Consider the following 24,609-nt stretch of genomic DNA (forward strand, 5'->3'; position numbering starts at 1 on the left):
GGCCCGTGGCCGATCGGCGGGCCCGTGCTCAGGCGCGCCCGGCGACGGGCTCGGCGGGAGCGTCCCGTTCGGCCGGGTCGCTGGTCCGCTCGCCCTTGCCGTCCAGCAACTGCATGACCGGGGTTGCCGCGATGCCGTGCACCACCACCGAGACGAGCACCACCAGCCCGACCGTGGCCCAGAGCACCTCCGCCTGCGGGAAGTCGGCCTTGGTGGTGGCGTACGCCAGGTAGTAGAACGAGCCCACCCCGCGGATGCCGAACAACGAGATCACCCAGTGCTCGGCCGGCCGGCCCGGTGCGCCCCGCAGCGACAACCAGCCGACCAGCGGCCGCACCAGGAACACCAGCGCCACCCCGACGGCCGCCGCCGGCCAGGTCAACGGAGCGAGCAGGCCGCCGACGATCGCGCCGCCGAGCAGCAGCAAGAGCACCAGGGTGAGCAGCCGTTCGATCTGCTCGGCGAAGTCGTGCAGCACCGAGTGGAACTCGTGGGTCCGCTCGGCGGCCCGGATCGCGCGGGCGGCCATGAACACCGCCAGGAAGCCGTACCCGCCGACGACCTCCACCAGCCCGTACGCCAGGAAGGTGGCGGCCAGCGCCAGGAAACCCTCCGCGTGCCGGGCCAGCCGCAGGTGGCTGGGCGCCCGGAAGAACAGTTTGCCGAGCAGCCAGCCGATGAGCAGGCCCCCGCCGACCCCGACACCCACCTTCCACAGCACGTCCACGGCGAGCCAGTCGGCCAGCCAGTCGCGCGGGGCGAGGCTGGTCGACGCGATGGCGATGGCCGCGTAGACGAACGGGAACGCCAGCCCGTCGTTGAGGCCGGCCTCGGAGGTCAACGCGAAGCGGACCTCGTCCTCGGAGTCCTCCACGTCCGTCGGCTCGCCGACCTGCACGTCGGCGGCGAGCACCGGATCGGTCGGAGCCAGCGCGGCGCCCAGCAGCAGGGCGGCCGCGGGCACCAGCCCGGCCCACCACCAGCCGAGCAGCGCCACCGCCGCGATGCACAGCGGCATCGCGATGACCAGCAGACGCCAGGTGGACGACCACCGGGCCCAGCTCAACGGTCGGTCGATCTTGAGCCCGGCGCCCATCAGGGCGACGATCACCCCGATCTCGGTCAGGTGGGTGGCCAGCTCCGGGTGCGCCAGCGGGTCCGGTGTCGGCAGCCCGACCGGCAGCAGGAAGACCAGCATCCCGAGGGCGAGGAAGGCGATCGGCATGGACAGCGGTCGCCGCTCCAGCACCCGGGGCAGGATGCCTGCGAGCAGGGCGCCCAAGCCCACCAGCGCGAACGCCACGTCTACCGGCTCCACCGTGCCACCCTCCCGGCCGCGCCCACGAGGTGCGGGCAGGTGGTGACAGACCATGCCCCGCGAGTCGTACCCCTAAGCCTGCCGGGCGAGGGCGATCCTCAGCGCGGACGGGTGACCGGCGAATCGTCCAGAGTGGCCAGGAGCGCCGCCGGGTCGTCGTACACCGCCACCGCGCCCGCGCCGGCCAGCTCACCCCGGCTCGTGCCGCCGCAGGTCAACCCGACGCAGGGGATGTCCAGCTTGCCGGCCGCCGCGACGTCCCAGACGGAGTCGCCGACGAAGATCGACCGCTCGGCGGCCAGGCCGGACTGCTCCAGCGCGGCGACCAGGATGTCCGGCGCCGGCTTGCTCTGCTCGGCGTCCGCCGAGGAGGTGACCGTGTCGACCACGTCGTCGGCGTCCAGCGCCCGGCGCAGCGCGCCGACCTCGTGCTCCGAGGCGGAGGTGGCGAGCACCACCCGCAGCCCCCGCTCGGCGCAGGCACGCAACAGGTCCGCCGCCCCGGGTAGCGGCGTGAGCCGTTCCCAGTACTCGGCGTACAGGGTGTCGTGTGCGTCGCGCAGCTTCCCGTCGTCGTCGTGGTCCCGCTCCGGGCCGAGCAGGTGATCCAGGAGCTTGTCCGCGCCCATCCCGATCGACCGGTGCACGGTCGCCATCGGCACCGGCCGATCGGACTGGCGCAGTGCCTCCCACCAGCTGACGGTGTGCAGGTAGGTGGTGTCGACGAGGGTGCCGTCGACGTCGAAGAGGACCCCGGTGGGCCGGTCGGTGCGCATGAGGGTCCTCCTACCCGCTCACGGTCCGGCTGACCCATCCGGGCCGGGTTGCCCGGCCGGTGTCAGCGGCGCTCCGCCGGCGGGATGAGGATCTCGAACCAGACGGTGGAGCCCCGGACCGTCGGGTCGGTGCCCCACGCGTCGCTGAGCTGCTCGATCAGGCCGAGCCCCCGCCCGCGACTGCTCAACGTGTCGGTGCGGGCCCGGGTCACGGTGCCCCGGGTGCCGGAGTCGGCGACCGAGACCAGCAGCCGCTCGGGGCTGAGGTCGATCTCCACCCGGGCGGCCGTGCCGGCGTGCAGCAACGCGTTGGTGGTCAACTCGCTGGTGCACAGCACCGCCGCGCCGATCACGGCCTCGGGCACCTGCCACTCGGTGAGCTGGCCGGTCATCCAGTGCCGTACCCGGCTGGGGGCGGTCGGCTCCGCCGGCACCTCCATGCTCGCCGAACGGCTCGGCATGAGCGCGTGCTCGACCGCCAGCACGGCAACGTCGTCCTCGGTGCCGCCGGGCACCGCGGCGGTGGCCACCGCGCAGAGCGCGCGGGGATCGCTGCTGCCGGCCTTGGCGACCGCGTCGCCGAGGGTGTCCAGCCCGGCGGTGAGGCTCTGCCGGCGGCGCTCCACCACGCCGTCGCTGAACAGCAGCAGGGTGTCGCCGGGGCGGAACGCCACGGTGGTGGTGGCCGGCCGGCCACCGAGCCCGAGCGGGGGACCGGCCGGAACCTCCAGGTACTCGGCGTGTGGGCGACCGTCCGGGGCGCAGCGGCGGATCAACGGCGCGGGGTGACCGGCGCTGGCCAGGGTCAGCTCCTGCCGTTCCGCGTCGACCACCCCGAACACCACGGTGACGAAGAGTTCGTGCGTGCCGGCCTCCGCGCCCAGGCTGGTCACCAGCCGGTCCAGCCCGGCCAGCACCGCGTCCGGCGCCGGGTCGGCCAGGGCCAGCGCACGCAGCGCCGCGCGGACCTGCCCCATCCGGGCGGCCGCCTGTACGTCGTGTCCGGCGACGTCGCCCAGCACGACACCGAGCCCGCCGGTGGGTAGCAGGAACGCGTCGTAGAAGTCCCCGCCCGCCGCGTTGCCGTCCACGCCCGGGTCGTAACGGGCGGCGATGCGCAGTCGGGGCAGGTCCGGCAGGGTCTCCGGCAGCATGCTGCGTTGCAGCAACTGGGCCGTGCCGTGCTGGGTCTCGAACCGGCGGGCCCGCTCCGCCGCCTGGCCGATCAGCTCGGCCGAGGCGGCCAGCAGCGCCCGCTCGGCGGCCGACCAGGTGTGCGGCACCTGGTAGCCGACCGCCAGCCCGCCGCGGACCACCGAGGTGCCCAGCGGCAACGCGGCCAGCGAGCGGACCTTCTGGTCGTGGCGGTCCACCGCGGTCTCCCGCAGCGGCTGGTCGTCGCGGGCGAACGACGGCGCGCCGGAGCGGGCGGCCTGCACCACCGGCGCCGACCAGTCCGCGGGGATGCGCCGCCAGAGCGGTGGCAGGCGCTCGTCGGCCTCGTCCATCAACTCACCGCGCACCCGCCGCACCATCCGCCATCCGCCGCCGCCCTCGTCGACCGCGAACGCGACCTGGTCGGCGTCGAACGTGGTGATCGCGTACCGGAGTGCCACCCGGGCCACGTCGTCGAGGGTGAGGGTGCCGGCGAGCGCGGCGGCGACGTCGCTGAGGCTCTGCAACTGCTCGGTGACGTGGGTGGTTTCGGCGGCCACCGTCAACATCCCGACGATCTGTCCCGTGGTGTCGCGGACGGGGGAGTAGCTCCGCGTGAAGACGGCCTGCTCGGCGACGCCGGAGCGGCCCCGGACCATCGGGAGGGTGCTCTCCTTCTCCAGGAACGGCTCGCCCTGCCGGTACGCGCGCTCGATCACCTCGCCGACACCGGGCAGCGCCCAGATCTCGGCGTACACCTCGGCGGACGGGCGGCCGAGGGCCGCGGGGTGCTTGCTGCCCAGCAGCTCGGCGTAGCCGTCGTTGTAGAGCAGGACGAGGTCGTCGCCGTACGCCAGCGCCATCGGCATCGGGGACGCGAGGATCAGGTCGACCACGGCCCGGATCGCCGGGTCCCACCGCTCGGGTGGGCCGAGCGAGGTGCCGGCCCAGTCGTGGGCGAGGACGGCGGCAGCGCCGGGCCGGGTGGACGCCCCCGGGACCGGAGTTGCTGGCGTCGGGACCCGCCCGACCGTTCCTGGCATGTGTCGCAGCCTAGCCGGCCGGCCGGCCACAGCATCCGATCATGGCCGTGGGCCGACGCCGGCCCCGGCGCGTCGGACGTTCGGGCAGTTCACGGCCCCTCTCCGGCGGCTTGTCGGAAAAAACGCGGCGAGCCGCGCGGACTGTCGCACGGGTGGCCGGGTATGCGCCCGGCGGAGTCCATGCGACAGGAGGGACATCATGCTGAAAACCCTCGCGGTCCGGCAGGCCGACATCGGTGACGCCATCGCCGACACCTGGAGGTCGGTGCTGCTCTTCATCCCGAAGGCCGTGGCCTTCATCGTGATCCTCGTGGTCGGCTGGCTCATCGCCAGAGCGGTCCTGAAGATCGTGGACACGGTGCTGGAACGGGTGCACTTCGACGAGGCGGTCGAACGCGGCGGCATCAAACGGGCACTGGAGAGAACGAAGTACGACGCGAGCGACATCCTCGCCAGACTGGCGTACTACGCGGTACTGCTGTTCACGCTGCAGTTCGCGTTCGGAGTCTGGGGACCCAACGCGATCAGTGACCTGATCAGCGGCGTGGTGGCCTGGCTGCCGCGGGCGTTTGTGGCGATCATCATCGTGGTCGTGGCGGCCGCGATCGCGAACGCCGCCCGGGATCTGGTCACCGGGGCGCTGGGCGGGCTCTCGTACGGCAAGGTTCTGGGAGACGTGACGGCGATCTTCATCATCGCGCTCGGCGTGATCGCCGCGCTGAACCAGGTGGGCATCGCCACCACGGTGACGACGCCGGTGCTGATCGCGGTGCTCGCCACGGTGGCCGGCATCCTGATCATCGGTGTCGGTGGTGGTCTGGTGCGGCCCATGCAGAACCGATGGGAACGCTGGCTGAACCGGGCGGCCGAGGAGGCTCGCGCGGTGCAGGAGAACCGGCGGGCGAGCACGGCCGGTCGCGGCGACGTGGAGCGGCAGATGGCCGACCGTGGGGGCGAACGCACCCAGGCCATGCCCCGGGTCGACGAGCAGGCGGCACAGAACCGCCCGTAGGAACGGCACAACCGGTGGGGAGGGTGTTCCGCGCGCGGCGCGGGCGCCCTCCCCGCGCGCTACCGGTCGCCCGCTGCGCCGAAGCCGGCGCCCGTGGCGCGGCCGTTGGCGGTCAGGACCGGTCGAGGGCGCGCGCCAGCGCGCAGACCGCGACCAGCCGGGTGAGCAGCCACTCCGGCTCGCTCCAGTCCACCGGGCCGATCGGCGGCGCCCACCCGTGCTCCAGGGCGGCCGCGCGGACCCCCTCGGCGTAGCCGGCGAGCGCCGCGGCGGTCAGCGGGCGGCGGTCCCCGTCGAGGCTGTCCCGCACGGCGGCCGCGTGCTGGTCGACCATGGCCAGCAGCCCGGGTCGCGCGGCGGCGGCGGCGAGCCCGGCGGTCCCCACGGAGACGGTGAGAGCGGCCAGGCTGGACCGCGCCGAGTCGACGGCGGTACGGGAGGCGACCCGGTTGAACGGCACACGCATGGTGACCGAGGCTAGCCGACCGGTGATCGCGTCGACCTCGGCCGCTCGGCGGCTGTCGGGTGCGCCACTGGACGACTCCGGGCTGTCCGCGAGGGTTGATCCGGCACAGACGGGGCAGCAGGAGTGCCAGGGCACACGGCGGCACAGAGCACGGAGGAACGGATGGGACAGCAGGCGGACGGGCCGGACGAGCAGCACCGCCGGCCGGCCGGGGTGAGTGACGCCACCGTCGCCGCGCTCGGCAAGCTCAGCGAGGCGCTGGAGTGCGTCGAGCGGGTGCGGGGACACCTCTACTCGCTGCACCAACTGATCGGGCACGCCGACCTGATGCTCGACGACGCGGTGGAGCAGTTCCGCGCCGCCGGGCATCCGCAGCTGGCCGACCGCATCGACACCGAGCTGCTGGGCCGGAACGTGATCGCCGGCCGGTGGACGTTCCAGATCGTCGAGGACTTCGACGACGGCTACTACGCCCTGTTCCGGGAGCTGGACCGGCAGGCCCGCGAGGAGCTGGTCGGTGGGCGGCGCCACCTGTACGAGGCGGAGATGAAGGAGCGGCGCCGCAGCCGGGGCCGGCCGGGACACGAGGCCCGGCCGGGCAGCGAGAGCTAGTCGCCGGTCGCGTCGGCCGGGCGCCGCCGGGCCGCGTCGTCGGCGATGATCACGGTGGCGACCATCAGCGCGACGCAGAGGCTGAACAGCCAGGACTCGTCGGAGACGAGCCAGGCGGAGACGGGCGCCTGCAGCGCGGCGAGCAGGAAGCCGAGCCAGGCGAGCCGGCGTTGACGCGTGGAGAGGATTCCGGAGCCTTGATGCATCCCGAAATTCTTACGCGAACTGCTCGCTCTGCCGTCCTCCGATCGGCCGATTCTGGATGAGCTGTCCGTTTTCTCGACCTTACGGACAGCACTTCTTGCCGCCGTGAGCGACCGCCCGCGGCTGGCGGTAGGGTGCCACTGCGGCAGGATGGTGTCCCGTGCCCACCCCGCCCGCGCCACCCCGCGCCTCGCTGCTCCTGCTGGCGTATCTCGCCTTCGTCAGTCTCGGCCTGCCGGACAGCCTGCTCGGGGTCGGCTGGCCCTCCATCAGCGGCGACTTCGGCGTACCGACCGAGGCGGTCGGCCTGCTGCTCACCGCGGGCACCGTCGGCTACCTCACCTCCAGCGTCCTGGCCGGGTTCACGCTGGCCCGGGTGGGGGTGGGCGCGCTGGTCGCCGGCAGCACGCTGCTGGCCAGCCTGGCGCTGATCGGGTATGCCGTGAGCCCCGGGCTGGCCGTCGTGGTGGGCTGCGCGCTGCTGCTCGGGCTGGGCTCCGGCGCGATCGACTCCGGGCTCAACGCGTACGCCGCCGGGGCCTTCGGCCCGCGTCACATGAACTGGTTGCACGCCTTCTTCGGGCTGGGTGTGGCGATCGGTCCGCTGATCATGACGGGGGTGCTGAGCGCGGGGCTGGCCTGGCGGTGGGGGTACGGCATCGTGGCCGCCGCCCAGCTCGCCCTCGCCGCCGCGTTCGCGCTCACCGTGCGGGCCTGGCAGCGCGTTCCGGCCCCCGAGCCCGGTGCCGCACCCGCACCACGGGCGGTTCAGGTGCCGATCTCGGCCACGCTGCGGCTGCCCGCGGTCTGGTCGGGGGCGCTCGCCTTCGCGCTGTACGTGGCCATCGAGGTGTCCGCCGGGCTGTGGGCGTTCCTGCTCCTGACCGAGGGGCGCGGGCTGAGCGCCGCGGTGGCCGGTGGCTGCGTCTCCGCGTACTGGGGGAGCCTCTTCGTCGGCCGGGTGGTGCAGGGCGTGGTGGCCGAGCGGCTGGGGGCCCGACTGGTGCTGCGCGGCAGCCTCACCGGGATGGCCGCCGGCGCGGCGCTGATCGCCGTACCCGGGTCGGCCGTGCTGGCCGTGCTCGGCCTGGTCGTGGTCGGTTTCGCCGCCGCGCCGGTGTTCCCGCTGCTCACCCTCACCACCGCGGACCGCGTCGGTGCGGCGCACGCGGACCGGGCCATCGGGCTCCAGATCGGCGCCGCCGGCGTCGGTGCGGCGCTCGTTCCGGCCGGGCTCGGCGTGCTGATCGGCGCCACGTCGGTGCAGGTGCTCGGCACCGCTCTGGTGGTGCTGGCACTGGCGCTGATCGGACTGTACGAGCTGGGCGCCCGCCGGCCCGGCCCGCAACAGCCCGTGCCCGGCGCGCCCGTGGGAGCCGCGTCCGTGCCTGCCGCGGCCGGGCCGGACCAGCCCGGGGTCGCCGCCACCTGATCGGACCGCTCGGCCGCAGGTGCGGCCCGGGACATCCCGTTCAGCCGTTGTCCGGTCCGGTCCTGCCGGTGGTGGACGGCCGGTAGGCGCGGTCCGGGTCGGTCGGCTCCCGGCCGGCGCCCCTGGCCTGACCGCCGCGGTCCGCTGCCGCCGGTCCGTGCCCGAAAGCGGCCTCCTCGCCGGCGTCGTTGCCGGTCACGTCGTCGGCCTGCCCGTCGATGCTGGAGCCCGCCACGGCGCGTTCCAGTTCCTCCAGCGGAATCCGTTCCTCGTCGCGCCACACCCTGTTGTCGTCCGTCATGTCATCAGCGGTACCCGGGCGTGATGATCGCAAACGGTGGCGGCCGGCCCGGGAGACGGCGATGGCCGCCGGAGGACTCCGGCGGCCATCGGACATCCGTGCCGAGGGTCACGGCTGCGGGCGGTCGACCTTGCCACGCCAGGCGCCGGTCTCCTGACCGCGCCGCTCGATGTAGGTCTTGAACCGCTCCAGGTCGCCCTTGGCCCGCCGGTCGACGATGCCGAGCTTGTCACCGGCCTGCTCGACCACTCCGTGCGGCTCGAACTCGAGCTGGAGGGTGACCCGGGTCTTGTCCTGGTCCAGCCGGTGGAAGGTCACCACGCCGGCCTGCTGGGTGCCGCCGGTGGAACGCCAGGCGACCCGCTCGTCGGGCAGCTGCTCGGTGATCTCGGCGTCGAACTCGCGCTTCACCCCGCCGATGTCCACGGTCCAGTGGGTCATCGTGTCGGAGAGCTGCCGGACCTCCTGCACGCCCTCCATGAACTCGGGGAACTCCTCGAACTGCGTCCACTGGTCGTACGCGGTGCGAACCGGTACGGAAACGTCGACATGTTCGGTAACGCCACTCATCAGGGAACCTCCTTCGTCCTCGGGTGATCGTCCGGATCGGGGGGTGATCCGGTCACCAGCGAGTCGTCTCGTTCTTGTGGCCGAGCGCTGCCCACACCTCGGAGACCGTCTGGTAGCGGGTGCCCTCGGGCAGCCGCTCCAGCTCCGCGACGATGTCGTCGGGCGCGTCGTTGTCGCGCGCGTTGGCGACCAGCGCGTCCCGGTCGCCGGGCAGGGCGCTCATGGTGATGAACCGGCCCAGCCGGCTGCGCCGCTCGACGTCCTCGGAGCTCATCCCCTGGGGTGAACCGGTGCGCAGTTCACCCGCGGGGGCGGTGGTCGCCTCGGGCTGGTCCTCACCGGCCGGTTCCGGCACGCGGGACTCGTCGACCCGAGAGCCGCCGGTCCCCGGCCCCTGCACGAGGCCGCTGACCTCCTGGCTCATCTGCTCGTCGATCCTCGGTCCGTGCTTGCTGTTGCCACGCTCCATGCCTTCTGCGCTACCCGGCACCCCGGCCGGTAAACCGGCACCCGGTCACGAACCGGCCCCCGGCCCGGCCCCGAACCGGACACTCCGTCGGGTAAGCCGCTCAGGACTCGGCCGGCTTCCGTGGCGGCAGCACCGGCTCCTCCGGGTCCGGGTCGCCGGCCTGCAACCGCCGACCGCGCTGCACCTCGGCGTTGATCTGCACCCCCAGCATCAGCGCCGAGTTGGACAGGTAGAGCCAGACCAGGAACGCGATGGCCGCGCCCAGGCTGCCGTAGGTGGCGTCGTACGAGCCGAAGTTGGCGACGTAGAGACCGAAACCGAAGGAGGCCACCGCCCAGGCGAACAGGGCCACCGCGCCGCCCGGGGTGAGCCAGCGGAACCGGGGCTGCCGCACGTTGGGGGCGATCCAGAACAGCAGGGACAGCAGCACCATCATGATCAGGGCGAGCACCGGCCACTTCGCCACGCTCCACACCGTGCGGGCCAGGCCACCGGCGTTGATCAGGTCGCCGACCGCGTCGGTGACCGGGCCGCTGACGATCAGCCCGAGAGCGACCACCGCGAGCAGCACCAGCGTGATCGCGGCCAGGCCGATCTGCAACGGGCGCAGCTTCCAGACCGGGCGGCCCTCGTTCACGCCGTAGATGGCGTTGGAGGCGCGGGTGAACGCCCCGATGAAGCCCGACGCCGACCAGAGCGCTCCGAGCAGACCGAAGCTGAGCAGCGCCTTCGCGGAGCTCTCCTGGTCCACCACCTCGCCGATCACCTTGACGATGCCGTCGTCGGCCACCACCGACCCGGCGCCCATCTGCTTGGCCAGGTCGACCACCGTGGCCACGGTCTGTTCGCCGTTGGAGACCAGGCCGACCAGGGCCACCACCACGATGGCGGACGGGAAGAGCGCCAGTACCCCGTAGTACGTGAGCGCGGCGGCCCAGTCGGAGCAGTTGTCGGTGACGAAGTTGCGTGCGCTGCGGACCACCACCCCACGCCAGGTCCGCCAGCTCAGCTGCCGCATCCGCCGGGGAACCCGCGCGCCGGGTGTGCCGCCGAGCGTCGTACCGGGCTCCGTGGTCGTCATGCCCGCTCCCTGTGCGCCGGCCGCGGATGACCGGTCGTCCGGTCGGGCCTGGCCCGGCCGGTACCCGCGCCGGGAATTCGACAAACCCGCCCGCCGACACGCGACCGCCGCGTATGGTTTGCCGCCCCGTCACGGGGGAACGGTCACGGTGATCCTGTCGACACGGAGGAGGACGAGATGCCCGGGCGCGAGGACCTGCCCAGCACGCTGCGACGCTCCCCGGACAAGGCGCAGCGCACCTGGGAGAAGACGCACGACTCGGCGGTGGAGACCTACGGCGAGGGGGAGCGGTCGCACCGCACCGCCTTCGCCGCGGTGAAGCACCAGTTCGAGAAGGTCGGCGACCACTGGGAGCCGAAGGGCCGCAAGGGCCCGAGCGACCGCCAGGCGGCCGGCGGCGGGCCGGAACGGCGGGCACCCACCGCGGGTGGGGTGGACGCCAACGCCACCAAGGACCACCTGATGTCGGTGGCCCGTGAGCTGGACGTACCCGGCCGGTCCAGCATGACCAAGCCGGAGCTGGTCAAGGCGATCGAGAAGGCCAACGACCGGGCCACCCGCAAGGCCCGCGGCGACTGACCGCCGCGACGCCGGTGCCGACCCGCACCGGACAAGACCCGGATGAGGTACGGGCGGACGCGGACCTCCGCGCCCGCCCGTTCCGCTCACCAGTGACCGCCGCCCGGTGCCTCGATGTGCACCGCCTTGGTGGCGGTGAACTCGTCCAGCAACTCCGGGCCGTACCCGAAGCCCTGGCCACTGGCCCGGCGCGGATGCGCGGCGCCGCCCGGTGCGCCGCCGAAGACCGAATTGATCTTCACGGTGCCCACCGGCAGCTCCCGCCAGGCCCGCTGTGCGTGGCTCATCGACGCGGTCAGCACCGTGGCCGCCAGCCCGTACGGGGAGTCGGCCGCGCAGCGCAGGGCCTCGTCGAACGAGTCGACCACCACCACCGGCGCGACCGGCCCGAACGTCTCCTCCCGCACCAGCGGCATGTCGTGCCGGCAGTCGGTGACCACCGTGGCCGGGTAGAACGCGCCCGGCCCGTCCGGCAGTTCGCCGCCCGTCCGCACCCGCGCGCCGGCCGCCACCGCCGCCGTCACCTGCCCGTGCACGTGGTCACGGTGCCGCCGGTCGACCAGCGGGCCCAGCTCGGTGCCCGGGTCCCGACCCGGGCCGACCCGCAGCGCGCCGGCCCGCTGCACGAGCGCCGCCACGAAGTCCTCGGCCACCTCCCGGTGCACGTAGACGCGCTCCACGGCGACGCAGATCTGCCCGGCGTTGGCGAACGCGCCGAGCGCCGCCTGCCCGGCCGCCCAGCCGGCGTCGACACCTGCGTCGACGACCAGCGGATCACTGCCGCCGTTCTCCAGGAGCACCTTGGCGCCGGTGCGGGCCGTGGCGGCGGCGATCGCCCGCCCGGTCGCCGTGGAGCCGACGTGCGCGACCACGTCCACCTCCTGGCCGGCCAGCGCCGCGCCGACCTCCGGCCCGCCGGTGAGCAGCGACAGCACGCCGGCCGGGAGGGCCTGGTCCAGCGCCCGGGCCAGCAACCAGCCCGTCGCCGGGGTCCGTTCGCTGGGTTTGTAGAGCACCACGTTTCCGGTGACCAGGGCCGCGCCCAGCAACCCGCAGGAGACCGCCACCGGGTCGTTCCACGGGGTGATCGCGGCGACCACGCCACGCGGCTGCGGGGTCATGAAGTCCACCGCGTCCGGCTCGCCGTGCAGCGTCCGCCCACCGCGCAGCGGGGACAGCTCCGCGTACTGTCGCAGGGTGCCGATGCCCGCCTCGACGCCGCCGCGGGCATCCGCCAGCGGCTTGCCCATCTCCGCGGTGACCGCCGCGGCCAGCTCCTCGGTCACGGCCGCCACCGCGTCCGCGGCCCGGTGCACCGCCGCCGCCCGCGCGGCCGGCGCGGTCGCCGCCCACGCCGCCGCCGCCTCGCGCGCCGCCCCCACCGCCTTGGCGACCTCGTCGGCCGTGGCCACCGGCACCGAGCTGACCGGCGAACCGTCCGCCGGGTCATGGACGACCAGCTCGCCGCCCCCGCCGCCCGCGCCCCACACCCCGCCTACCAACTGCGCAACCGTGTACATGCGACGCTGGATGCCCCGGCCCCGGCGAGGCAAACGCGTTTCGCCCGGTTGCGCGCCGGGTAGGCGGATCGGATGACTAGCACCGGCGCGGAGAGCGCGGACGCGGTCGTCGTCGGAGCCGGCCACAACGGCCTGGTAGCGGCCAATCTGCTGGCCGACGCCGGCTGGGACGTGGTGGTGCTGGAGGCGACCGCCGTGCCCGGGGGCGCGGTCCGCTCCGCCGAGGTGACCGCGCCGGGCTACCTCAGCGACCTCTACAGCTCCTTCTACCCCCTCGGTTACGCCTCACCCGTGCTGCGCGGGCTCGACCTGGGCCGGTACGGGTTGTCCTGGCGGCACTCGCCGGACGTGCTGGCGCACCTGCTGCCGGACGGCCGCGCCGCGGTGATCAACCGGGACCCGGACGTCACCGCCGCGTCGCTGGAGCAGTTCGCTCCCGGCGACGGCAAGCGCTGGATCAACGCGTACACCGACTGGCTCGAGGTGGCCGAGCCGATGCTGGAGACCATCACCACGCCGTTCCCGCCCGTGCGGGGCGGGTTGGCCCTGCTGCGGCGGATGCGGGTCGCCGGGGCGCTGCGGCTGGCCCGGCGGCTGGTGGTGCCGGTCCGCAAGCTCGGCGACGAACTCTTCGACGGCGACGGCGGGCCGGCGCTGCTGGCCGGCTGCGCCCTGCACACCGACCTGTCCCCGGAGGAGGCCGGCTCCGGGGTGTACGGCTGGCTGCTGGCCATGCTCGGTCAGCAGGTCGGCTGGCCGGTGCCCGACGGCGGCGCGCAGCGGATCACCAACGCGCTGGTGGCCCGCCTGGAGGAACGCGGCGGCCGGATCCTCTACGGCGCCCGGGTCGACCGGGTGCTCACCGCCCGGGGCCGGGCGATGGGGGTACGCACCGTGGGTGGCGCGCTGTGGCGGGCCCGCCGCGCCGTGCTCGCCGACGTGCCGGCGCCGGCGCTCTACCTCGACCTGGTCGGCGCGGCGGCGCTGCCGTCGCGGCTGGTGGAGGACCTGGCGCACTTCCGCTGGGACGGCTCGACGCTGAAGGTGGACTGGGCGCTCTCCGCGCCGATGCCGTGGACGACCCGGGAGGTGGCCGGCGCCGGCACGGTGCACCTCGGGGCGGACCTGAACGGGCTGACCCGCTACGCCGGTGAGCTGGCCCGCGGTGAGCTGCCGCGCGACCCGTTCCTGCTGCTGGGGCAGATGTCGGTGGCCGACCCCAGCCACTCCCCGCCGGGCACCGAGTCGCTCTGGTCGTACACCCACCTGCCGTTCCGGCGGGACTGGCGGGCCGAGGACGTCGCCGGGCACGTGCAGCGGATGGAGGACGTGCTGGAGGCGGCGGCCCCCGGTTTCCGGCAGCTGATCGTCGGCCGACACGTGGCGGGGCCGGCCGACCTGGAGAGGGGCGACCCGAGCCTGGTCGGCGGCGCTATCGGCGGTGGCACCGCCGCCGCGTACCAGCAGCTGTTCCTGCGCCCGATCCCCGGCCTGGGCCGGGCGGACACCCCGGTGGACCGGCTCTTCCTGGCCAGCGCGTCGGCGCATCCCGGTGGCGGGGTGCACGGCGCACCCGGCGCGAACGCGGCCCGTGCGGCGCTCGCGCGCGACCGTGCGCTCACCGGCCGGGCCTACGCCGCCGCCATCTCCACCGCGCACCGCGTCGTCTACCCCGACTGACCGCCGTGCCCGGCCGGCCCGCCCACGCCGAGGGGCGGGCCGGAGACGGATCAGCGGGTGATGTTGCGGTGCTTGCTGCGCAGGCGGAACGGCATCAGCGCACTTTCGATCTTGGTAGCGGTGGTCATCTTGGATTCCCCGTCACGCCGCTCCTCGAAGCGGATCGGCACCTCCAGGATGGTGTGCCCCAGCTTGGTGGCCAGGTAGTGCATCTCCACCTGGAAGCTGTAGCCGTTGGACTGCACCCGGTCGAGGCCGATGTCCCGCAGCGCGTCGGCCCGCCAGATCTTGAAGCCGGCGGTCAGGTCCCGGATCCGCACCCGCAGCAGGGTGTGCACGTAGAGGTTCGCCCAGCCGCTGAGCGCCCGGCGGTACAGCGGCCAGTTCTCGTCCAGCTCGCCGCCGGGCACGTACCGGGAACCGATCACCACGCCGGCCTGGGTGGAGAGCAGCGCGCCCAGCATCCCCGGGAGCGCCTCCGGCGGGTGGGACAGGTCCGCGTCCATCTGCGCCACGTACTCGGCGCCGCCGTCGAGCGCCCGGCTCATCCCGTCGACGTAGGCCCGGCCCAGGCCCTCCTTGCCGGCCCGGTGCACCACCTCCACCCGGTCCGGGTGCTCGATGGCCAACTTGTCGGCCACCTCGCCCGTGCCGTCGGGGGAGTTGTCGTCGGCAACGAGGATGCGCAGCCCCGGCAGCGGCAGCGCGAGCAGCCGCTCGACCAGCGCCGGGAGGTTGCCCGCCTCGTTGTAGGTGGGCACCACGACGGTCAGGCGCGCGTCCCGCCACGGCGACGGCAGCTGCACGGGCTCGATCATGTCGGACATCCTCGGTTTGCGGACAGGGCTACCTGAGAGGGTAGCCAGTTGCCACATCCGGGTTGAAAAGGCTCCCCTTCCGGGCGCTGCGGATGGCGGCCCGCACGGCCTGCGCGACGCGCTCCCGGTGGTGCGGCGCAGGTCAGCGTGGGCGTCGGGCCGCCGCGACGAGGGCCAGCGGTGCCGTGGTCGGCGGCCCAGAGGATCGCCCGGCGCTCGCGCCGGTCACCACCACGGTCCGCGTCACCGCTACCCCTTCTGCCGCGTGGCGATGTCGGACAGTCGGTTCAGCGTCTCCCGGTTACGCAGGTGCAGCACCAGATCGTTGATCTTGCTGCGGACCCAGCGCAGCGGACCGGCGGCGAAGTCCTCCCCGATGCGGACCCGGGTGGCGCCCTCGCCGACCGGTTGCAGGGTGAAGGCCACGATCGCCTCGCCGGCCGGCCAGAGACCGGCCCGCAGCACGAGTCGGTGCGGTGGCTCGCAGACCAGCACGGTCGAGGCGTCCTGCAACGAGAACGGCCACGGCCCGGCGCGGTGGTGAAGTTGGCTGCCCACCCGCGGCCAGGCCTCGTCCACGCCCCGTACGTGCGCGGTGCCGACCACCCAGTCGCTGTACGTCCACCCGTCGGCGAGCACGTCGAACACCTGCTGCGGGGGAGCCTCGATCACTTTCTCCACAATCGCCACTGGGCTCCCATACCCCGGCGGAACGGAGGCTAACGGCGCCCGGGTTAGCTTCTCCGGGGCGGCGGGTAAGGCCGACGCGGGGCACCGCCGGCGGCGCTGGCCCACCGTGCCGACGACGACGTTTACTCCTCGGGGCGCAGGGAACCCGCCGCCTGTGCGACAGGACCAGGAGGATCCGGATCAGCGCAGGTCAGCCCGGGTGTACGCCGGTGCTGGCCGGGCCGGTTCCGGGCCTGTCGAGGGGGCCCGCCCCGTCCTGTACGACGCGGTGCTGCTGGACCGCGACGGCACCCTGATCGAGGACGTGCCGTACAACGGTGACCCGGAGAAGGTGCGGCCCGTGCCGGGGGCGCGAGCGGCGCTGGACCGGTTGCGGGCCGCCGGGCTGCGGCTGGCGGTGGTGACGAACCAGTCCGGCCTGGCCCGGGGCTACTTCAGCGAGGAGCAGATGCGGGCGGTGCACGCCCGGGTCGAGGAGCTGCTGGGTCGCTTCGACGCGTGGTTGGTCTGCCCGCACGACGACGCCGACGGCTGTGACTGCCGCAAACCGGCCCCCGGCCTGGTGCACGCGGCAGCCCGGGAGCTGGGCACGAGCGCGTCGCGGTGCGTGGTGGTTGGCGACATCGGCCGGGACGTGGCCGCCGCGCTGGCGGCCGGGGCGGCGGGAGTGCTGGTGCCCACCCCGGTGACCCGACCGGAGGAGATCGCCGCCGCCGGCTGGCTGGCCAGCGATTTGCCGGCGGCGGTGGACGAGATCCTGCGCCGCCAGCAGGCGGTGCACCCCGTGTCGGGCGCGGCCGGCGAGCGGGTGGGGACAGCGCTGGTGGTGCGGTCGGACTCCGCCGGCGACGTGCTGGTCACCGGGCCGGCGATCCGCGCCGTCGCGGCCGGCGCGCAGCGGGTGGTGCTGCTGTGCGGGCCCCGCGGACGCGCTGCCGCCGACCTGCTGCCCGGCATCGACGAGATCATCGAGCATCCGCTGCCGTGGATCGACCCCACGCCGGCGCCGGTCGACCCGGACGCCATGCGGAGCCTGACCGCGCGTCTCGCCGCGGTCGGCGCGGACCAGGCGGTGGTGTTCACCTCGTTCCACCAGTCCGCCCTGCCGCTGGCGCTGCTGCTGCGGATGGCGGGGATCGGCAGGATCGCCGCCATCAGCGACGACTACCCGGGCTCCCTGCTGGACGTCCGCCACCGGGTACCCGTCGGCGTCCCCGAACCCGAACGGGCCCTCTCCCTCGCCGCCGCCGCCGGCCACCGGCTGCCCGTCGACGACGAACCCGTGCTCCGGCTGCGGCCGGGCGCCCTGCCGCCCCGACCGGCCCACCTCGGTGACCCCGGCTACGTGGTGCTGCACCCCGGCTCGGCCGCGTCGAGCCGGGCCTGCCCGCTCGAGCTGGCGGCCCGGATCGCCGGGTCGCTGACCGCTGCCGGGCACCGGGTGCTGGTCACCGGCGGCCCCGAGGAACGGGACGTCACCGCCCGCGTCGCGGCGGCCGGCGGCACCGACCTGGGTGGCCGGACCGACCTGCCCGGGCTGGCCGCGATCGTCGCCGACGCCAGCGCGGTGGTGGTCGGCAACACCGGGCCCGCGCACCTGGCCGCCGCGGCCGGGGTGCCGGTGGTGAGTCTCTTCGCGCCGACCGTCCCGTTCGGACAGTGGGGGCCGTACCGGGTGCCCACCGTCCGGCTCGGTGACGCCGGTGCGCCCTGCCGGGACACCCGGGCGGCCAGCTGCCCGGTGCCCGGGCACCCCTGCGTGAGCGGCGTCGACCCGGCCGAGGTGGTCGACGCGGTGCGGGTGCTGGCCGTCAGCGGTGGTGGCGGCCGATGAACATCCTGCTCTGGCACGTGCACGGCTCCTGGACCACGTCCTTCGTGCACGGCAGCCACCGCTACCTGGTCCCCACCACACCCGACCGCGGCCCCTACGGCCTCGGCCGTGCCCGCACCTACCCCTGGCCCGACACGGCCGTCGAGGTCGCCCCCGCCGACCTGCCCGGCGCCGACGTCGACCTGGTCATCCTGCAACGTCCCGAGGAGGTCGACCTCGCCGAGGAGTGGCTGCGCCGCCGCCCCGGCCGCGACGTCCCGGCCATCTACGTCGAGCACAACACGCCCAAGGGCGACGTGCCGAACACCCGGCACCCGATGGCCGACCGCGACGACCTGCTCATCGCCCACGTCACCGGGTTCAACCAGATCTTCTGGGACACCGGCGCCACCCGCACCACCGTGATCGACCACGGCATCGTCGCTCCCGCCGTGTCGTACACCGGTGAGCTGGACCGGCTCGCCGTGGTGATCAACGAGCCGGTCCGGCGGGGCCGGGTCACCGGCACCGACCTGCTGTCCCGGTTCGCCGAGATCGCACCGCTGGACGTGTTCGGCATGGGCGTGGCCGGCCTCGCCGACCACCTCGGCCTGCCCGCCGACCGGCTCACCAGCCACGACGACGTACCCCAGGACCGGATGCACGCCGAGTTGGCCCGGCGGCGCGCGTACCTGCACCTGTGCCGGTGGACCTCACTCGGGCTCAGCCTCATCGAGGCGATGGCGATCGGCATGCCGGTCGTCGCGCTCGCCACCACCGAGGCGGTGACGGCGGTGCCCCCGGCGGCGGGGGCCCTCGCCACCCGGATGGACACCCTGCTCGACGCCGCCCGCCGGTTCATCGCCGATCCGGCGGTCGCGCGGCAGGCCGGCGCGGCGGCACGAACGGCCGCGCGGGACAGGTACTGCCTCGACCGTTTCCTCGCTGACTGGGACCGGCTGCTGGAGGAGGAAGTATGCGGATCGCGATGATCTCGGAGCACGCCAGCCCGCTCGCCATCCTCGGAGGGGAGGACGCCGGCGGCCAGAACACGCACGTCGCGGAGCTGTCCGCCGCGCTCGCCGACGCCGGGCACGACGTGCGGGTCTACACCCGCCGGGACGCGCTCGACCTGCCGGTGACCGTCCGCAGCCCGGACGGGTACGACGTGGTGCACGTGCCCGCCGGTCCGGCCGAGCCGGTGGCCAAGGACGCGCTGCTGCCGCACATGCGGGAGTTCAGCCGGTGGCTCGTCGAGCGGTGGCGGGGCGGGGAGTGGGTGCCCGAGGTAATCCACGCGCACTTCTGGATGAGTGGCCTGGCCGCGCTGAACGCCGGCCGGCAGACCGGCGTGCCGGTGGTGCAGACGTACCACGCGCTGGGCACCGTGAAGCGCCGCTACCAGGGCGTACAGGACACCAGCCCGGCCCGGCGGATCTCCTACGAGCGGGAGTTGGGCCGCTCGGTGGACCGGGTCGTCGCGCAGTGTCGCGACGAGGTCGGTGAGCTGGTCCGGATGGGGGTGCCCCGGTCCCGGATGACCGTCGTCCCGTCCGGGGTCAACCTCGCCTCGTTCGCCCCGCTCGGGCCGGTCGCGGACCGCGAGCCGGGCCGGCCCCGGATCCTGACCGTGGGCCGGCTGGTCGAGCGCAAGGGCTTCCAGACGGTGATCCGCGCGATGGCGCTGGTGCCGGACGCCGAGTGCGTGGTGGTGGGCGGGCCGCCCGAGGGACTGCTGGAGACCGACCCGTACGCCCGGCGGCTGCGGGCGCTGGCCGAGACCTGCGGGGTGGCCGACCGGGTACGCCTGGTCGGCGCGGTGCCCCGGGAGGAGATGGGCCGCTGGTACCGCTCGGCGGACCTGCTGGTCGCCGCCCCCTGGTACGAGCCGTTCGGGTTGACCCCGCTGGAGGCGATGGCCTGCGGCGTGCCGGTGGTCGGCACCGCCGTGGGCGGCATCCGGGACACCGTGGTCGACGGGACCACCGGTGACCTCGTACCGGCCCGCGACCCCCGTGCCCTGGCCACCGCGATCCAGCGGCTGCTCGACGACCGCATCCGGCGCCTCCGGTACGCCACGGCCGCGCGCGAGCGCGCCCGGTCGCGCTACTCGTGGGCGGCCACGGCCGAGCGGCTGGCCGAGCTCTACGGCGAGGTGGCCGCCGTGCGCCGGCCGACCCGGGTGGTGGCCTGATGCCGGCGGGCAGCCCGCTCGACACCCACCTGACGAATCTCGCCGCGGCGCTGGTCCCCTACCGGCGGTGCGAGTCGCAGCTGGCGCGCTGGGGCACGGAGCTGGCGCACCGGCTGGCGGCCGGCGGGCGGTTGCTGGTGGCCGGTAACGGCGGCAGCGCCGCCGAAGCCCAGCACCTCACCGCCGAACTCGTCGGCAAGCTCCACCACGACCGCCAGCCGCTGTCCGCCATCGCCCTGCACGCCGAGACCAGCGCCGTGACCGCCATCGCCAACGACTACGGCTACACCGACGTCTACGCCCGCCAGGTCCGCGCCCACGGCCGACCCGGCGACATCGTGCTGCTGCTCAGCACCAGCGGCACCAGCGCGAACCTGCTCAGCGCCGCGCACGCCGCCCGCGACGCCGGCCTCACCACCTGGGCGCTCACCGGGCCCACCCCCAACCCCCTCGCCGACGTCTGCGCCGACGCCCTCGCCGTCGCGTCCCCCGACTCCCAGGTGGTGCAGGAACTGCACCTGGTCACCAGCCACCTGCTCTGCGAGTACCTCGAACAGGAGCTGCCCGCCGCGCTGGCCGCCGCCACCGGGCCCGCGCCGGCCGAGCCCGCGCCGGCCGGTCGGCTCCCGTCCGGGCCGGTGCGTACCGGGATCGAGGTGGTGCTCGACGGCGGGACCGGACAGCAGGTCGACGCGTGAGGATGAGGAGGCAAGCGTGAGGGGACCCGTGGTGGTGGTCGGGGACACCCTGCTCGACCGGGACGTGGAAGGGGTCGTGAACCGACTCTGCCCGGACTCCCCGGTGCCCGTGCTCGACGAGACCGCGGCCACCGACCGGCCCGGCGGCGCCGGCCTGGCGGCGGTCTTCGCCGCCACGCAGGGCGCCGAGGTGGTGCTGGTGACCGCGCTCGCCGACGACGCCGGTGGCGCCCGGCTGAGCGCACTGCTGGCCGCCGCGGGCGTGCAGGTGTACCCGCTGGCCCTGTCCGGGGCGACGCCGGAGAAGATCCGCCTGCGGGCCCGTGGGCGGGTGCTGCTGCGCCACGACCGCGGCGGCGCGCCGGGCGAACCGGGCGAGCCCTCCGACGAGGTGCTGCGGGTGATCGGTGCGGCGTCGGCCGTGCTGGTCAGCGACTACGGCCGGGGGGTGGCCGGGCAGCCCGCGCTGCGCGCCGCGCTGGCCGCCACCCGCGCGCCGGTGGTGTGGGATCCGCACCCGCGCGGACCGGCCGCGGTGCCCGGCGTCCACCTGGCCACCCCGAACGAGTCGGAGGTGCGCGAGCTGGTCCCCGCGCTGCCCGGGGCGTCCCGCCTGGCCACCGCCTCGCGGGGCGCGCAGGGGCTGCGGCGGCGCTGGCGGGCCGGTGCGGTCGCGGTGACGCTGGGCGGGGACGGCGCGCTGCTCTGCCACGCCGGCTCCACACCGCTGGTGGTGCCCACCCCGGGCAGCGCCGAGGGGGACACCTGCGGCGCCGGCGACCGGTTCGCGGCCACCGCCAGTCTCGCGCTGGCCGAGGGCGCGCTGGTCTCCGAGGCGGTGCAGGCGGCGGTCGCCGAGGCGTCCGCGTACGTGGCGGGCGGGGGAGTGGCCGCGGCCCTGCCGCCGCCGGTGCGCCCGGTGCCCAGCGGCGTGGTCGGCCTGGGCGGCGACCGGGTGGGTGTGGCGGCGGTCGCCGCGCTGCTCGCCGACGTACGCGCCGCCGGAGGCACGGTCGTGGCCACCGGAGGCTGCTTCGACCTGCTGCACGCCGGGCACGTGGCCACCCTCCAGGCCGCCCGGCAGCTCGGCGACTGCCTGATCGTCTGCCTCAACTCCGACGCCAGCGTGGCCGGGTTGAAGGGGCCGGACCGGCCGGTGATGTCCGAGGGTGACCGGGGCCGGCTGCTGGCCGCACTCAGCTGCGTGGACGCCGTCATGATCTTCGACGAGCCGACCCCGGACGCGGCGCTGTCCTGGCTGCGCCCGGACATCTGGGCCAAGGGCGGGGACTACGCCACCGGCGGCGGGGACGCCGCGACGCTGCCCGAGGCGGAGGTCCTGCGCCGCTGGGGCGGGCACACGGTGGTGGTGCCGTACCTGGACGGCCGGTCCACCACCGACATGATCGCCCGCTCCGGCGGAGGGCACGCCACCGGCGCGTGCGGCGCGACCGGCCACCCGACGGAGCCGGCCCGCTCCGCCGCGCCGTCCTCGGTGACGCCCGGCCGGGAGCGGACCCGATGAGCGCCGCGTCGCCCGGTGCCGGGCCCACCGTCCTGGTCACCGGCGGCTCCAGTGGACTCGGCGCGGCGGTGGTCGCCGCGGTGGCCGCCTCCGGTGGCCGGCCGCTCGTGCTGGACCGGCAGCCACCGGTCGACGGCGTGTCCTGGACCCAGTGCGACCTGGCCGACACCCGGGCCGCCGAGGTGGCCACCCACCACCTCGCCGAGCAGAACGGCGGCCTGGACGCGGTGGTCACCGCCGCCGGCATGGACGTGCCGGGCCGGCTCGCCGACGTGCCGGGGGAGACCTGGGACCGGATCGTCGCCGTCGACCTGCTGGCCACCGCCGCGGTGATCCGGGCCGCCCTGCCGTTCCTGCAGACCTCCCGGGGCCGCATCGTCACCGTCGCCTCCACTTTGGGCGTCAAGGCGGTCAGCGACGCCACTGCGTACTGCGCGGCGAAGTTCGGGGTGGTCGGCTTCACCCGCGCCCTCGCCGCCGAACTCGCCGGCCAGGTCGGCGTCACCCTGCTCATCCCCGGCGGGATGCGCACCGCGTTCTTCGACGAGCGTGACCCGCAGTACAAGCCGGGGCCGGACGCCATCCTCAACGATCCCGTCGACACCGCTGCCGCGATCATGTACGCGCTCAACCAGCCGCCCGGCTGCGCCGTGCGGGAGATGGTGGTCTGCGCCGAGCAGGAGACGTCGTACCCGTGATCCTCGTCCTGCGCGCCCTCGGCGTCGGCGACCTGGTCACCGCGGTGCCCGCGCTGCGGGCGCTGCGGGCCGCGTACCCCGGTCGGGAGTTGGCTCTCGCCGCGCCCGCCTGGCTGGCCCCGCTGGTCGACCTGGTCGGTGGCGTCGACCGGCTGGTGGACACCGCCGGGCTGGACCGGCCGCTCTGGCCGGGCCCGGCGCCGGAGGTCGCGGTGAACCTGCACGGGCGCGGCCCGCAGTCGCACCGGCTGCTCGCCGCCACCCGCCCCGGACGCCTGCTGGCCTTCGCCAACACCGACGCCGGTGTCACCGACGGCCCGCGGTGGGCCGCCGACGAGCACGAGGTGGACCGGTGGTGCCGGCTGCTGTCGTGGTACGAGATCCCGGCCGACCGCGCCGACCTCGGTCTGCGCCGTCCCGGCCCGGCGCGGCTGCCCACCGGGGCGACCGTGCTGCACCCCGGCAGCAAGATCCCCGCCAAGCGTTGGCCGGCGGAGCGGTTCGCCGCGCTGGCCCGGGCGCTCACCGACCGGGGCCACCGGGTGCTGCTCACCGGCTCGGCCGACGAACGCGCGCTGGCCGCCCGGGTCGCCGACGCGGCCGGCCTGCCGCCGACCGCCGTGCTGGCCGGCCGGACCGACCTCGGGGCGCTGGCGGCGCTGGTCGCCACCGCCCGGCTGGTGGTCAGCGGGGATACCGGCGTGGCCCACCTGGCCACCGGGTTCGGCACCGCCTCGGTCGTGCTCTTCGGGCCGGTGCCCCCGGCCCACTGGGGGCCGCCCCCGGACCGGCCCCGGCACCGGGTGCTCTGGGCCGGCGAGGGTGACTGGCCCCGGTGGGACGGGGTAGGAAGCCACCCGACATTGGCGGCTCTGCGACTCGACGAGGTGCTGACCGCCGTGGACGAGGTGGAACGGGTGGTGCGGGTCTCCGGTGCGATTGCGGCGTAGTGATCCGGGCCGGCCGGGATACGGGCGTCGCCGGCGCGGCAGGGGCTGGCACTTCGTCGACCCGACCGGCGCCCCGGTGCGGGATCCGGATCAGCTGGCCCGGCTGCGGGAGCTGGTCATCCCGCCGGCGTGGCAGGACGTCTGGATCTCGCCGTACCCGAACGGGCACATCCAGGCGACCGGTATCGACGCGGCCGGGCGCAAGCAGTACCTCTACCACCCGCTGTGGCGGGAGAAGCAGGACGAGGCGAAGTTCGACCACATGCTCGAGGTGGCCCGGCGGCTGCCGGTGCTGCGGGAGCGGGTGGGGCGCGACCTGGGCGGCCGGGGCCTGGGCCGGGAGCGGGTGCTGGCCACCGTGGCCCGGTTGCTGGACATGGGGATGTTCCGGGTCGGCAGCGACCAGTACGCGGCCGGCGACGAGCCGACGTTCGGGGTGTCCACCCTGCGCCCCGAGCACGCCCGGTCCCGGCGCGGCTGCGTGGTCCTCGAGTTTCCCGCCAAGGGCGGCATCGCGCAGGTACGCCGGATCGAGGACCCGGAGCTGTGCCAGGTGCTGACCAACCTGCGTCGCCGCCGACGGCGGGCGGACCGGCTGTTCGGCTACTGGGACGGCCGGGAGTGGCGTGACGTGCGCAGCGACGAGGTCAACGGGTACCTGCGCGACGCCAGTGGTGGCGAGATGACCGCCAAGGACTTCCGCACCTGGCACGCCACGGTGCTCGCCGCGACCGAGTTGGCCACCGTCGGGCCGGGTCGGTCGATGACCGCGCGGCGCAAGGCGGTGGTCGCGGTGATGCGCGAGGTCGCCCAGCTGCTGGGCAACACCCCCACCGTGGCCCGTACGTCCTACGTGGACCCCCGCGTGGTGGACCTCTACCACGACGGGGTGGTGGTGCCGGTGGACCCGAGGGCGCCGCGCGAGGAGGCCGAGCGGGTCCTGCTGGAGCTGCTGGAGAAGGTGTGACCGGCCCCGCCGACGATCCTGGGGGGAGAGCGACGGGG

General features: G+C 74.8%; 25 protein-coding genes. 13 read left to right on the forward strand and 12 right to left on the reverse strand.

Annotation, left to right across the window (positions count from 1 at the left end; all coding sequences use genetic code 11):
* Nucleotides 1-28: 28 nt before the first annotated feature.
* The 3 genes from AB0K07_RS09320 to AB0K07_RS09330 form a co-directional block, all read right to left on the reverse strand.
* Entirely contained in the window at nucleotides 29-1,318 is a 1,290-nt protein-coding gene (locus AB0K07_RS09320) for a cation:proton antiporter (protein WP_363752423.1), read from the reverse strand.
* A gap of 98 nt (nucleotides 1,319-1,416) precedes the next feature.
* Nucleotides 1,417-2,094, reverse strand: a complete 678-nt coding sequence (locus tag AB0K07_RS09325) for an HAD family hydrolase (RefSeq protein ID WP_363752425.1) — start codon at nucleotides 2,092-2,094, stop codon at nucleotides 1,417-1,419.
* 62 nt (nucleotides 2,095-2,156) lie between these two features.
* Nucleotides 2,157-4,292 (reverse strand): SpoIIE family protein phosphatase, encoded by a 2,136-nt coding sequence (locus tag AB0K07_RS09330; RefSeq protein ID WP_363752428.1) that lies wholly within the window; start codon nucleotides 4,290-4,292, stop codon nucleotides 2,157-2,159.
* 199 nt (nucleotides 4,293-4,491) lie between these two features.
* Here AB0K07_RS09330 and AB0K07_RS09335 point away from each other — a divergent pair, with 199 nt between their 5' ends.
* Complete coding sequence (locus tag AB0K07_RS09335) at nucleotides 4,492-5,304, forward strand: hypothetical protein (protein WP_363752431.1); 813 nt, start codon at nucleotides 4,492-4,494, stop codon at nucleotides 5,302-5,304.
* 112 nt (nucleotides 5,305-5,416) lie between these two features.
* Here the strand turns inward: AB0K07_RS09335 and AB0K07_RS09340 are convergent, their stop codons facing one another.
* A complete protein-coding gene (locus AB0K07_RS09340) occupies nucleotides 5,417-5,770 on the reverse strand; it encodes a DUF6401 family natural product biosynthesis protein (protein WP_363752434.1) in 354 nt (117 codons plus the stop codon).
* Between the two features lie 162 nt (nucleotides 5,771-5,932).
* Between AB0K07_RS09340 and AB0K07_RS09345 the strand changes: the two genes are divergently transcribed.
* Complete coding sequence (locus tag AB0K07_RS09345; RefSeq protein ID WP_363752437.1) at nucleotides 5,933-6,382, forward strand: hypothetical protein; 450 nt, start codon at nucleotides 5,933-5,935, stop codon at nucleotides 6,380-6,382.
* Here the strand turns inward: AB0K07_RS09345 and AB0K07_RS09350 are convergent.
* Nucleotides 6,379-6,588 carry a hypothetical protein gene (locus AB0K07_RS09350; RefSeq protein ID WP_363752439.1) on the reverse strand — a complete coding sequence of 70 codons (210 nt, stop codon included), beginning with the start codon at nucleotides 6,586-6,588 and terminating at the stop codon, nucleotides 6,379-6,381. The genes AB0K07_RS09345 and AB0K07_RS09350 overlap by 4 nt on opposite strands.
* Before the next feature lie 158 nt (nucleotides 6,589-6,746).
* On the opposite strand from AB0K07_RS09350, the gene AB0K07_RS09355 reads away from it, so the two are divergent.
* Nucleotides 6,747-8,018, forward strand: a complete 1,272-nt coding sequence (locus tag AB0K07_RS09355; protein WP_363752442.1) for an MFS transporter — start codon at nucleotides 6,747-6,749, stop codon at nucleotides 8,016-8,018.
* A 40-nt stretch (nucleotides 8,019-8,058) separates the two neighbouring features.
* Here the strand turns inward: AB0K07_RS09355 and AB0K07_RS09360 are convergent, their stop codons facing one another.
* The 4 genes from AB0K07_RS09360 to AB0K07_RS09375 all read right to left on the reverse strand — a co-directional run bounded on the left by AB0K07_RS09360 (nucleotide 8,059) and on the right by AB0K07_RS09375 (nucleotide 10,439).
* Entirely contained in the window at nucleotides 8,059-8,319 is a 261-nt protein-coding gene (locus AB0K07_RS09360; RefSeq protein WP_363752445.1) for a hypothetical protein, read from the reverse strand.
* Between the two features lie 108 nt (nucleotides 8,320-8,427).
* Nucleotides 8,428-8,889: an SRPBCC family protein gene (locus AB0K07_RS09365; RefSeq protein ID WP_363752447.1), complete on the reverse strand. Its 462-nt coding sequence runs from the start codon at nucleotides 8,887-8,889 to the stop codon at nucleotides 8,428-8,430.
* Nucleotides 8,890-8,941: 52 nt separating this feature from the next.
* The gene (locus AB0K07_RS09370) at nucleotides 8,942-9,358 is read right to left on the reverse strand and encodes a DUF2795 domain-containing protein (RefSeq protein ID WP_363752449.1); all 417 of its coding nucleotides are present in this window, start codon (nucleotides 9,356-9,358) and stop codon (nucleotides 8,942-8,944) included.
* Nucleotides 9,359-9,458: 100 nt separating this feature from the next.
* Nucleotides 9,459-10,439, reverse strand: coding sequence for a YihY/virulence factor BrkB family protein (locus AB0K07_RS09375; RefSeq protein WP_363752451.1), 981 nt, complete (start codon nucleotides 10,437-10,439; stop codon nucleotides 9,459-9,461).
* A gap of 177 nt (nucleotides 10,440-10,616) precedes the next feature.
* On the opposite strand from AB0K07_RS09375, the gene AB0K07_RS09380 reads away from it, so the two are divergent.
* Nucleotides 10,617-11,018 (forward strand): ChaB family protein, encoded by a 402-nt coding sequence (locus AB0K07_RS09380; protein ID WP_109819038.1) that lies wholly within the window; start codon nucleotides 10,617-10,619, stop codon nucleotides 11,016-11,018.
* Nucleotides 11,019-11,104: 86 nt separating this feature from the next.
* Here AB0K07_RS09380 and AB0K07_RS09385 read toward each other — a convergent pair whose 3' ends face one another.
* Nucleotides 11,105-12,538 carry an aldehyde dehydrogenase family protein gene (locus AB0K07_RS09385; protein ID WP_363752453.1) on the reverse strand — a complete coding sequence of 478 codons (1,434 nt, stop codon included), beginning with the start codon at nucleotides 12,536-12,538 and terminating at the stop codon, nucleotides 11,105-11,107.
* Between the two features lie 72 nt (nucleotides 12,539-12,610).
* Between AB0K07_RS09385 and AB0K07_RS09390 the strand changes: the two genes are divergently transcribed.
* Complete coding sequence (locus tag AB0K07_RS09390) at nucleotides 12,611-14,218, forward strand: NAD(P)/FAD-dependent oxidoreductase (protein ID WP_363752456.1); 1,608 nt, start codon at nucleotides 12,611-12,613, stop codon at nucleotides 14,216-14,218.
* A 50-nt stretch (nucleotides 14,219-14,268) separates the two neighbouring features.
* Here AB0K07_RS09390 and AB0K07_RS09395 read toward each other — a convergent pair whose 3' ends face one another.
* A complete protein-coding gene (locus AB0K07_RS09395; protein ID WP_363752459.1) occupies nucleotides 14,269-15,036 on the reverse strand; it encodes a polyprenol monophosphomannose synthase in 768 nt (255 codons plus the stop codon).
* 249 nt (nucleotides 15,037-15,285) lie between these two features.
* Nucleotides 15,286-15,708, reverse strand: a complete 423-nt coding sequence (locus AB0K07_RS09400; RefSeq protein WP_363752462.1) for an SRPBCC family protein — start codon at nucleotides 15,706-15,708, stop codon at nucleotides 15,286-15,288.
* A gap of 217 nt (nucleotides 15,709-15,925) precedes the next feature.
* Here AB0K07_RS09400 and AB0K07_RS09405 point away from each other — a divergent pair, with 217 nt between their 5' ends.
* Genes AB0K07_RS09405 through AB0K07_RS09440 form a run of 8 tightly spaced genes read left to right on the forward strand, consistent with a single transcriptional unit; the run spans nucleotide 15,926 to nucleotide 24,571 of the window.
* The gene (locus tag AB0K07_RS09405) at nucleotides 15,926-17,560 is read left to right on the forward strand and encodes an HAD-IIIA family hydrolase (RefSeq protein ID WP_363752465.1); all 1,635 of its coding nucleotides are present in this window, start codon (nucleotides 15,926-15,928) and stop codon (nucleotides 17,558-17,560) included.
* Nucleotides 17,557-18,531 carry a glycosyltransferase gene (locus AB0K07_RS09410; RefSeq protein ID WP_363752468.1) on the forward strand — a complete coding sequence of 325 codons (975 nt, stop codon included), beginning with the start codon at nucleotides 17,557-17,559 and terminating at the stop codon, nucleotides 18,529-18,531. Before AB0K07_RS09405 ends, AB0K07_RS09410 begins: the two co-directional genes overlap by 4 nt.
* Entirely contained in the window at nucleotides 18,516-19,733 is a 1,218-nt protein-coding gene (locus AB0K07_RS09415; RefSeq protein ID WP_363752471.1) for a glycosyltransferase, read from the forward strand. The genes AB0K07_RS09410 and AB0K07_RS09415 overlap by 16 nt, the downstream gene beginning before the upstream one ends.
* Nucleotides 19,730-20,431, forward strand: a complete 702-nt coding sequence (locus tag AB0K07_RS09420; protein ID WP_363752828.1) for an SIS domain-containing protein — start codon at nucleotides 19,730-19,732, stop codon at nucleotides 20,429-20,431. Before AB0K07_RS09415 ends, AB0K07_RS09420 begins: the two co-directional genes overlap by 4 nt.
* 16 nt (nucleotides 20,432-20,447) lie before the next feature.
* Nucleotides 20,448-21,956: a PfkB family carbohydrate kinase gene (locus tag AB0K07_RS09425; protein ID WP_363752474.1), complete on the forward strand. Its 1,509-nt coding sequence runs from the start codon at nucleotides 20,448-20,450 to the stop codon at nucleotides 21,954-21,956.
* A complete protein-coding gene (locus AB0K07_RS09430) occupies nucleotides 21,953-22,654 on the forward strand; it encodes an SDR family oxidoreductase (protein WP_363752477.1) in 702 nt (233 codons plus the stop codon). Before AB0K07_RS09425 ends, AB0K07_RS09430 begins: the two co-directional genes overlap by 4 nt.
* Nucleotides 22,651-23,604: a glycosyltransferase family 9 protein gene (locus AB0K07_RS09435; RefSeq protein ID WP_363752480.1), complete on the forward strand. Its 954-nt coding sequence runs from the start codon at nucleotides 22,651-22,653 to the stop codon at nucleotides 23,602-23,604. The genes AB0K07_RS09430 and AB0K07_RS09435 overlap by 4 nt, the downstream gene beginning before the upstream one ends.
* Nucleotides 23,588-24,571, forward strand: coding sequence for a DNA topoisomerase IB (locus AB0K07_RS09440; protein ID WP_363752483.1), 984 nt, complete (start codon nucleotides 23,588-23,590; stop codon nucleotides 24,569-24,571). The genes AB0K07_RS09435 and AB0K07_RS09440 overlap by 17 nt, the downstream gene beginning before the upstream one ends.
* Nucleotides 24,572-24,609 lie beyond the last annotated feature (38 nt).

It is taken from the genome of Micromonospora sp. NPDC049301 (assembly GCF_040678715.1).
Taxonomy (GTDB): Bacteria; Actinomycetota; Actinomycetes; order Mycobacteriales; family Micromonosporaceae; genus Micromonospora.

What these genes read in the sequence shown, in the direction of transcription:
- AB0K07_RS09430 (WP_363752477.1), top strand. Translation starts at nt 21,953, where the DNA reads ATGAGCGCCGCGTCGCCCGGTGCCGGGCCCACCGTCCTGGTCACCGGC.
- AB0K07_RS09395 (WP_363752459.1), bottom strand. Translation starts at nt 15,036, where the DNA reads ATGATCGAGCCCGTGCAGCTGCCGTCGCCGTGGCGGGACGCGCGCCTG.
- AB0K07_RS09415 (WP_363752471.1), top strand. Translation starts at nt 18,516, where the DNA reads ATGCGGATCGCGATGATCTCGGAGCACGCCAGCCCGCTCGCCATCCTC.
- AB0K07_RS09345 (WP_363752437.1), top strand. Translation starts at nt 5,933, where the DNA reads ATGGGACAGCAGGCGGACGGGCCGGACGAGCAGCACCGCCGGCCGGCC.
- AB0K07_RS09385 (WP_363752453.1), bottom strand. Translation starts at nt 12,538, where the DNA reads ATGTACACGGTTGCGCAGTTGGTAGGCGGGGTGTGGGGCGCGGGCGGC.
- AB0K07_RS09340 (WP_363752434.1), bottom strand. Translation starts at nt 5,770, where the DNA reads ATGCGTGTGCCGTTCAACCGGGTCGCCTCCCGTACCGCCGTCGACTCG.
- AB0K07_RS09390 (WP_363752456.1), top strand. Translation starts at nt 12,611, where the DNA reads ATGACTAGCACCGGCGCGGAGAGCGCGGACGCGGTCGTCGTCGGAGCC.
- AB0K07_RS09360 (WP_363752445.1), bottom strand. Translation starts at nt 8,319, where the DNA reads ATGACGGACGACAACAGGGTGTGGCGCGACGAGGAACGGATTCCGCTG.
- AB0K07_RS09325 (WP_363752425.1), bottom strand. Translation starts at nt 2,094, where the DNA reads ATGCGCACCGACCGGCCCACCGGGGTCCTCTTCGACGTCGACGGCACC.
- AB0K07_RS09350 (WP_363752439.1), bottom strand. Translation starts at nt 6,588, where the DNA reads ATGCATCAAGGCTCCGGAATCCTCTCCACGCGTCAACGCCGGCTCGCC.
- AB0K07_RS09365 (WP_363752447.1), bottom strand. Translation starts at nt 8,889, where the DNA reads ATGAGTGGCGTTACCGAACATGTCGACGTTTCCGTACCGGTTCGCACC.
- AB0K07_RS09410 (WP_363752468.1), top strand. Translation starts at nt 17,557, where the DNA reads ATGAACATCCTGCTCTGGCACGTGCACGGCTCCTGGACCACGTCCTTC.
- AB0K07_RS09380 (WP_109819038.1), top strand. Translation starts at nt 10,617, where the DNA reads ATGCCCGGGCGCGAGGACCTGCCCAGCACGCTGCGACGCTCCCCGGAC.
- AB0K07_RS09335 (WP_363752431.1), top strand. Translation starts at nt 4,492, where the DNA reads ATGCTGAAAACCCTCGCGGTCCGGCAGGCCGACATCGGTGACGCCATC.
- AB0K07_RS09370 (WP_363752449.1), bottom strand. Translation starts at nt 9,358, where the DNA reads ATGGAGCGTGGCAACAGCAAGCACGGACCGAGGATCGACGAGCAGATG.
- AB0K07_RS09330 (WP_363752428.1), bottom strand. Translation starts at nt 4,292, where the DNA reads ATGCCAGGAACGGTCGGGCGGGTCCCGACGCCAGCAACTCCGGTCCCG.
- AB0K07_RS09375 (WP_363752451.1), bottom strand. Translation starts at nt 10,439, where the DNA reads ATGACGACCACGGAGCCCGGTACGACGCTCGGCGGCACACCCGGCGCG.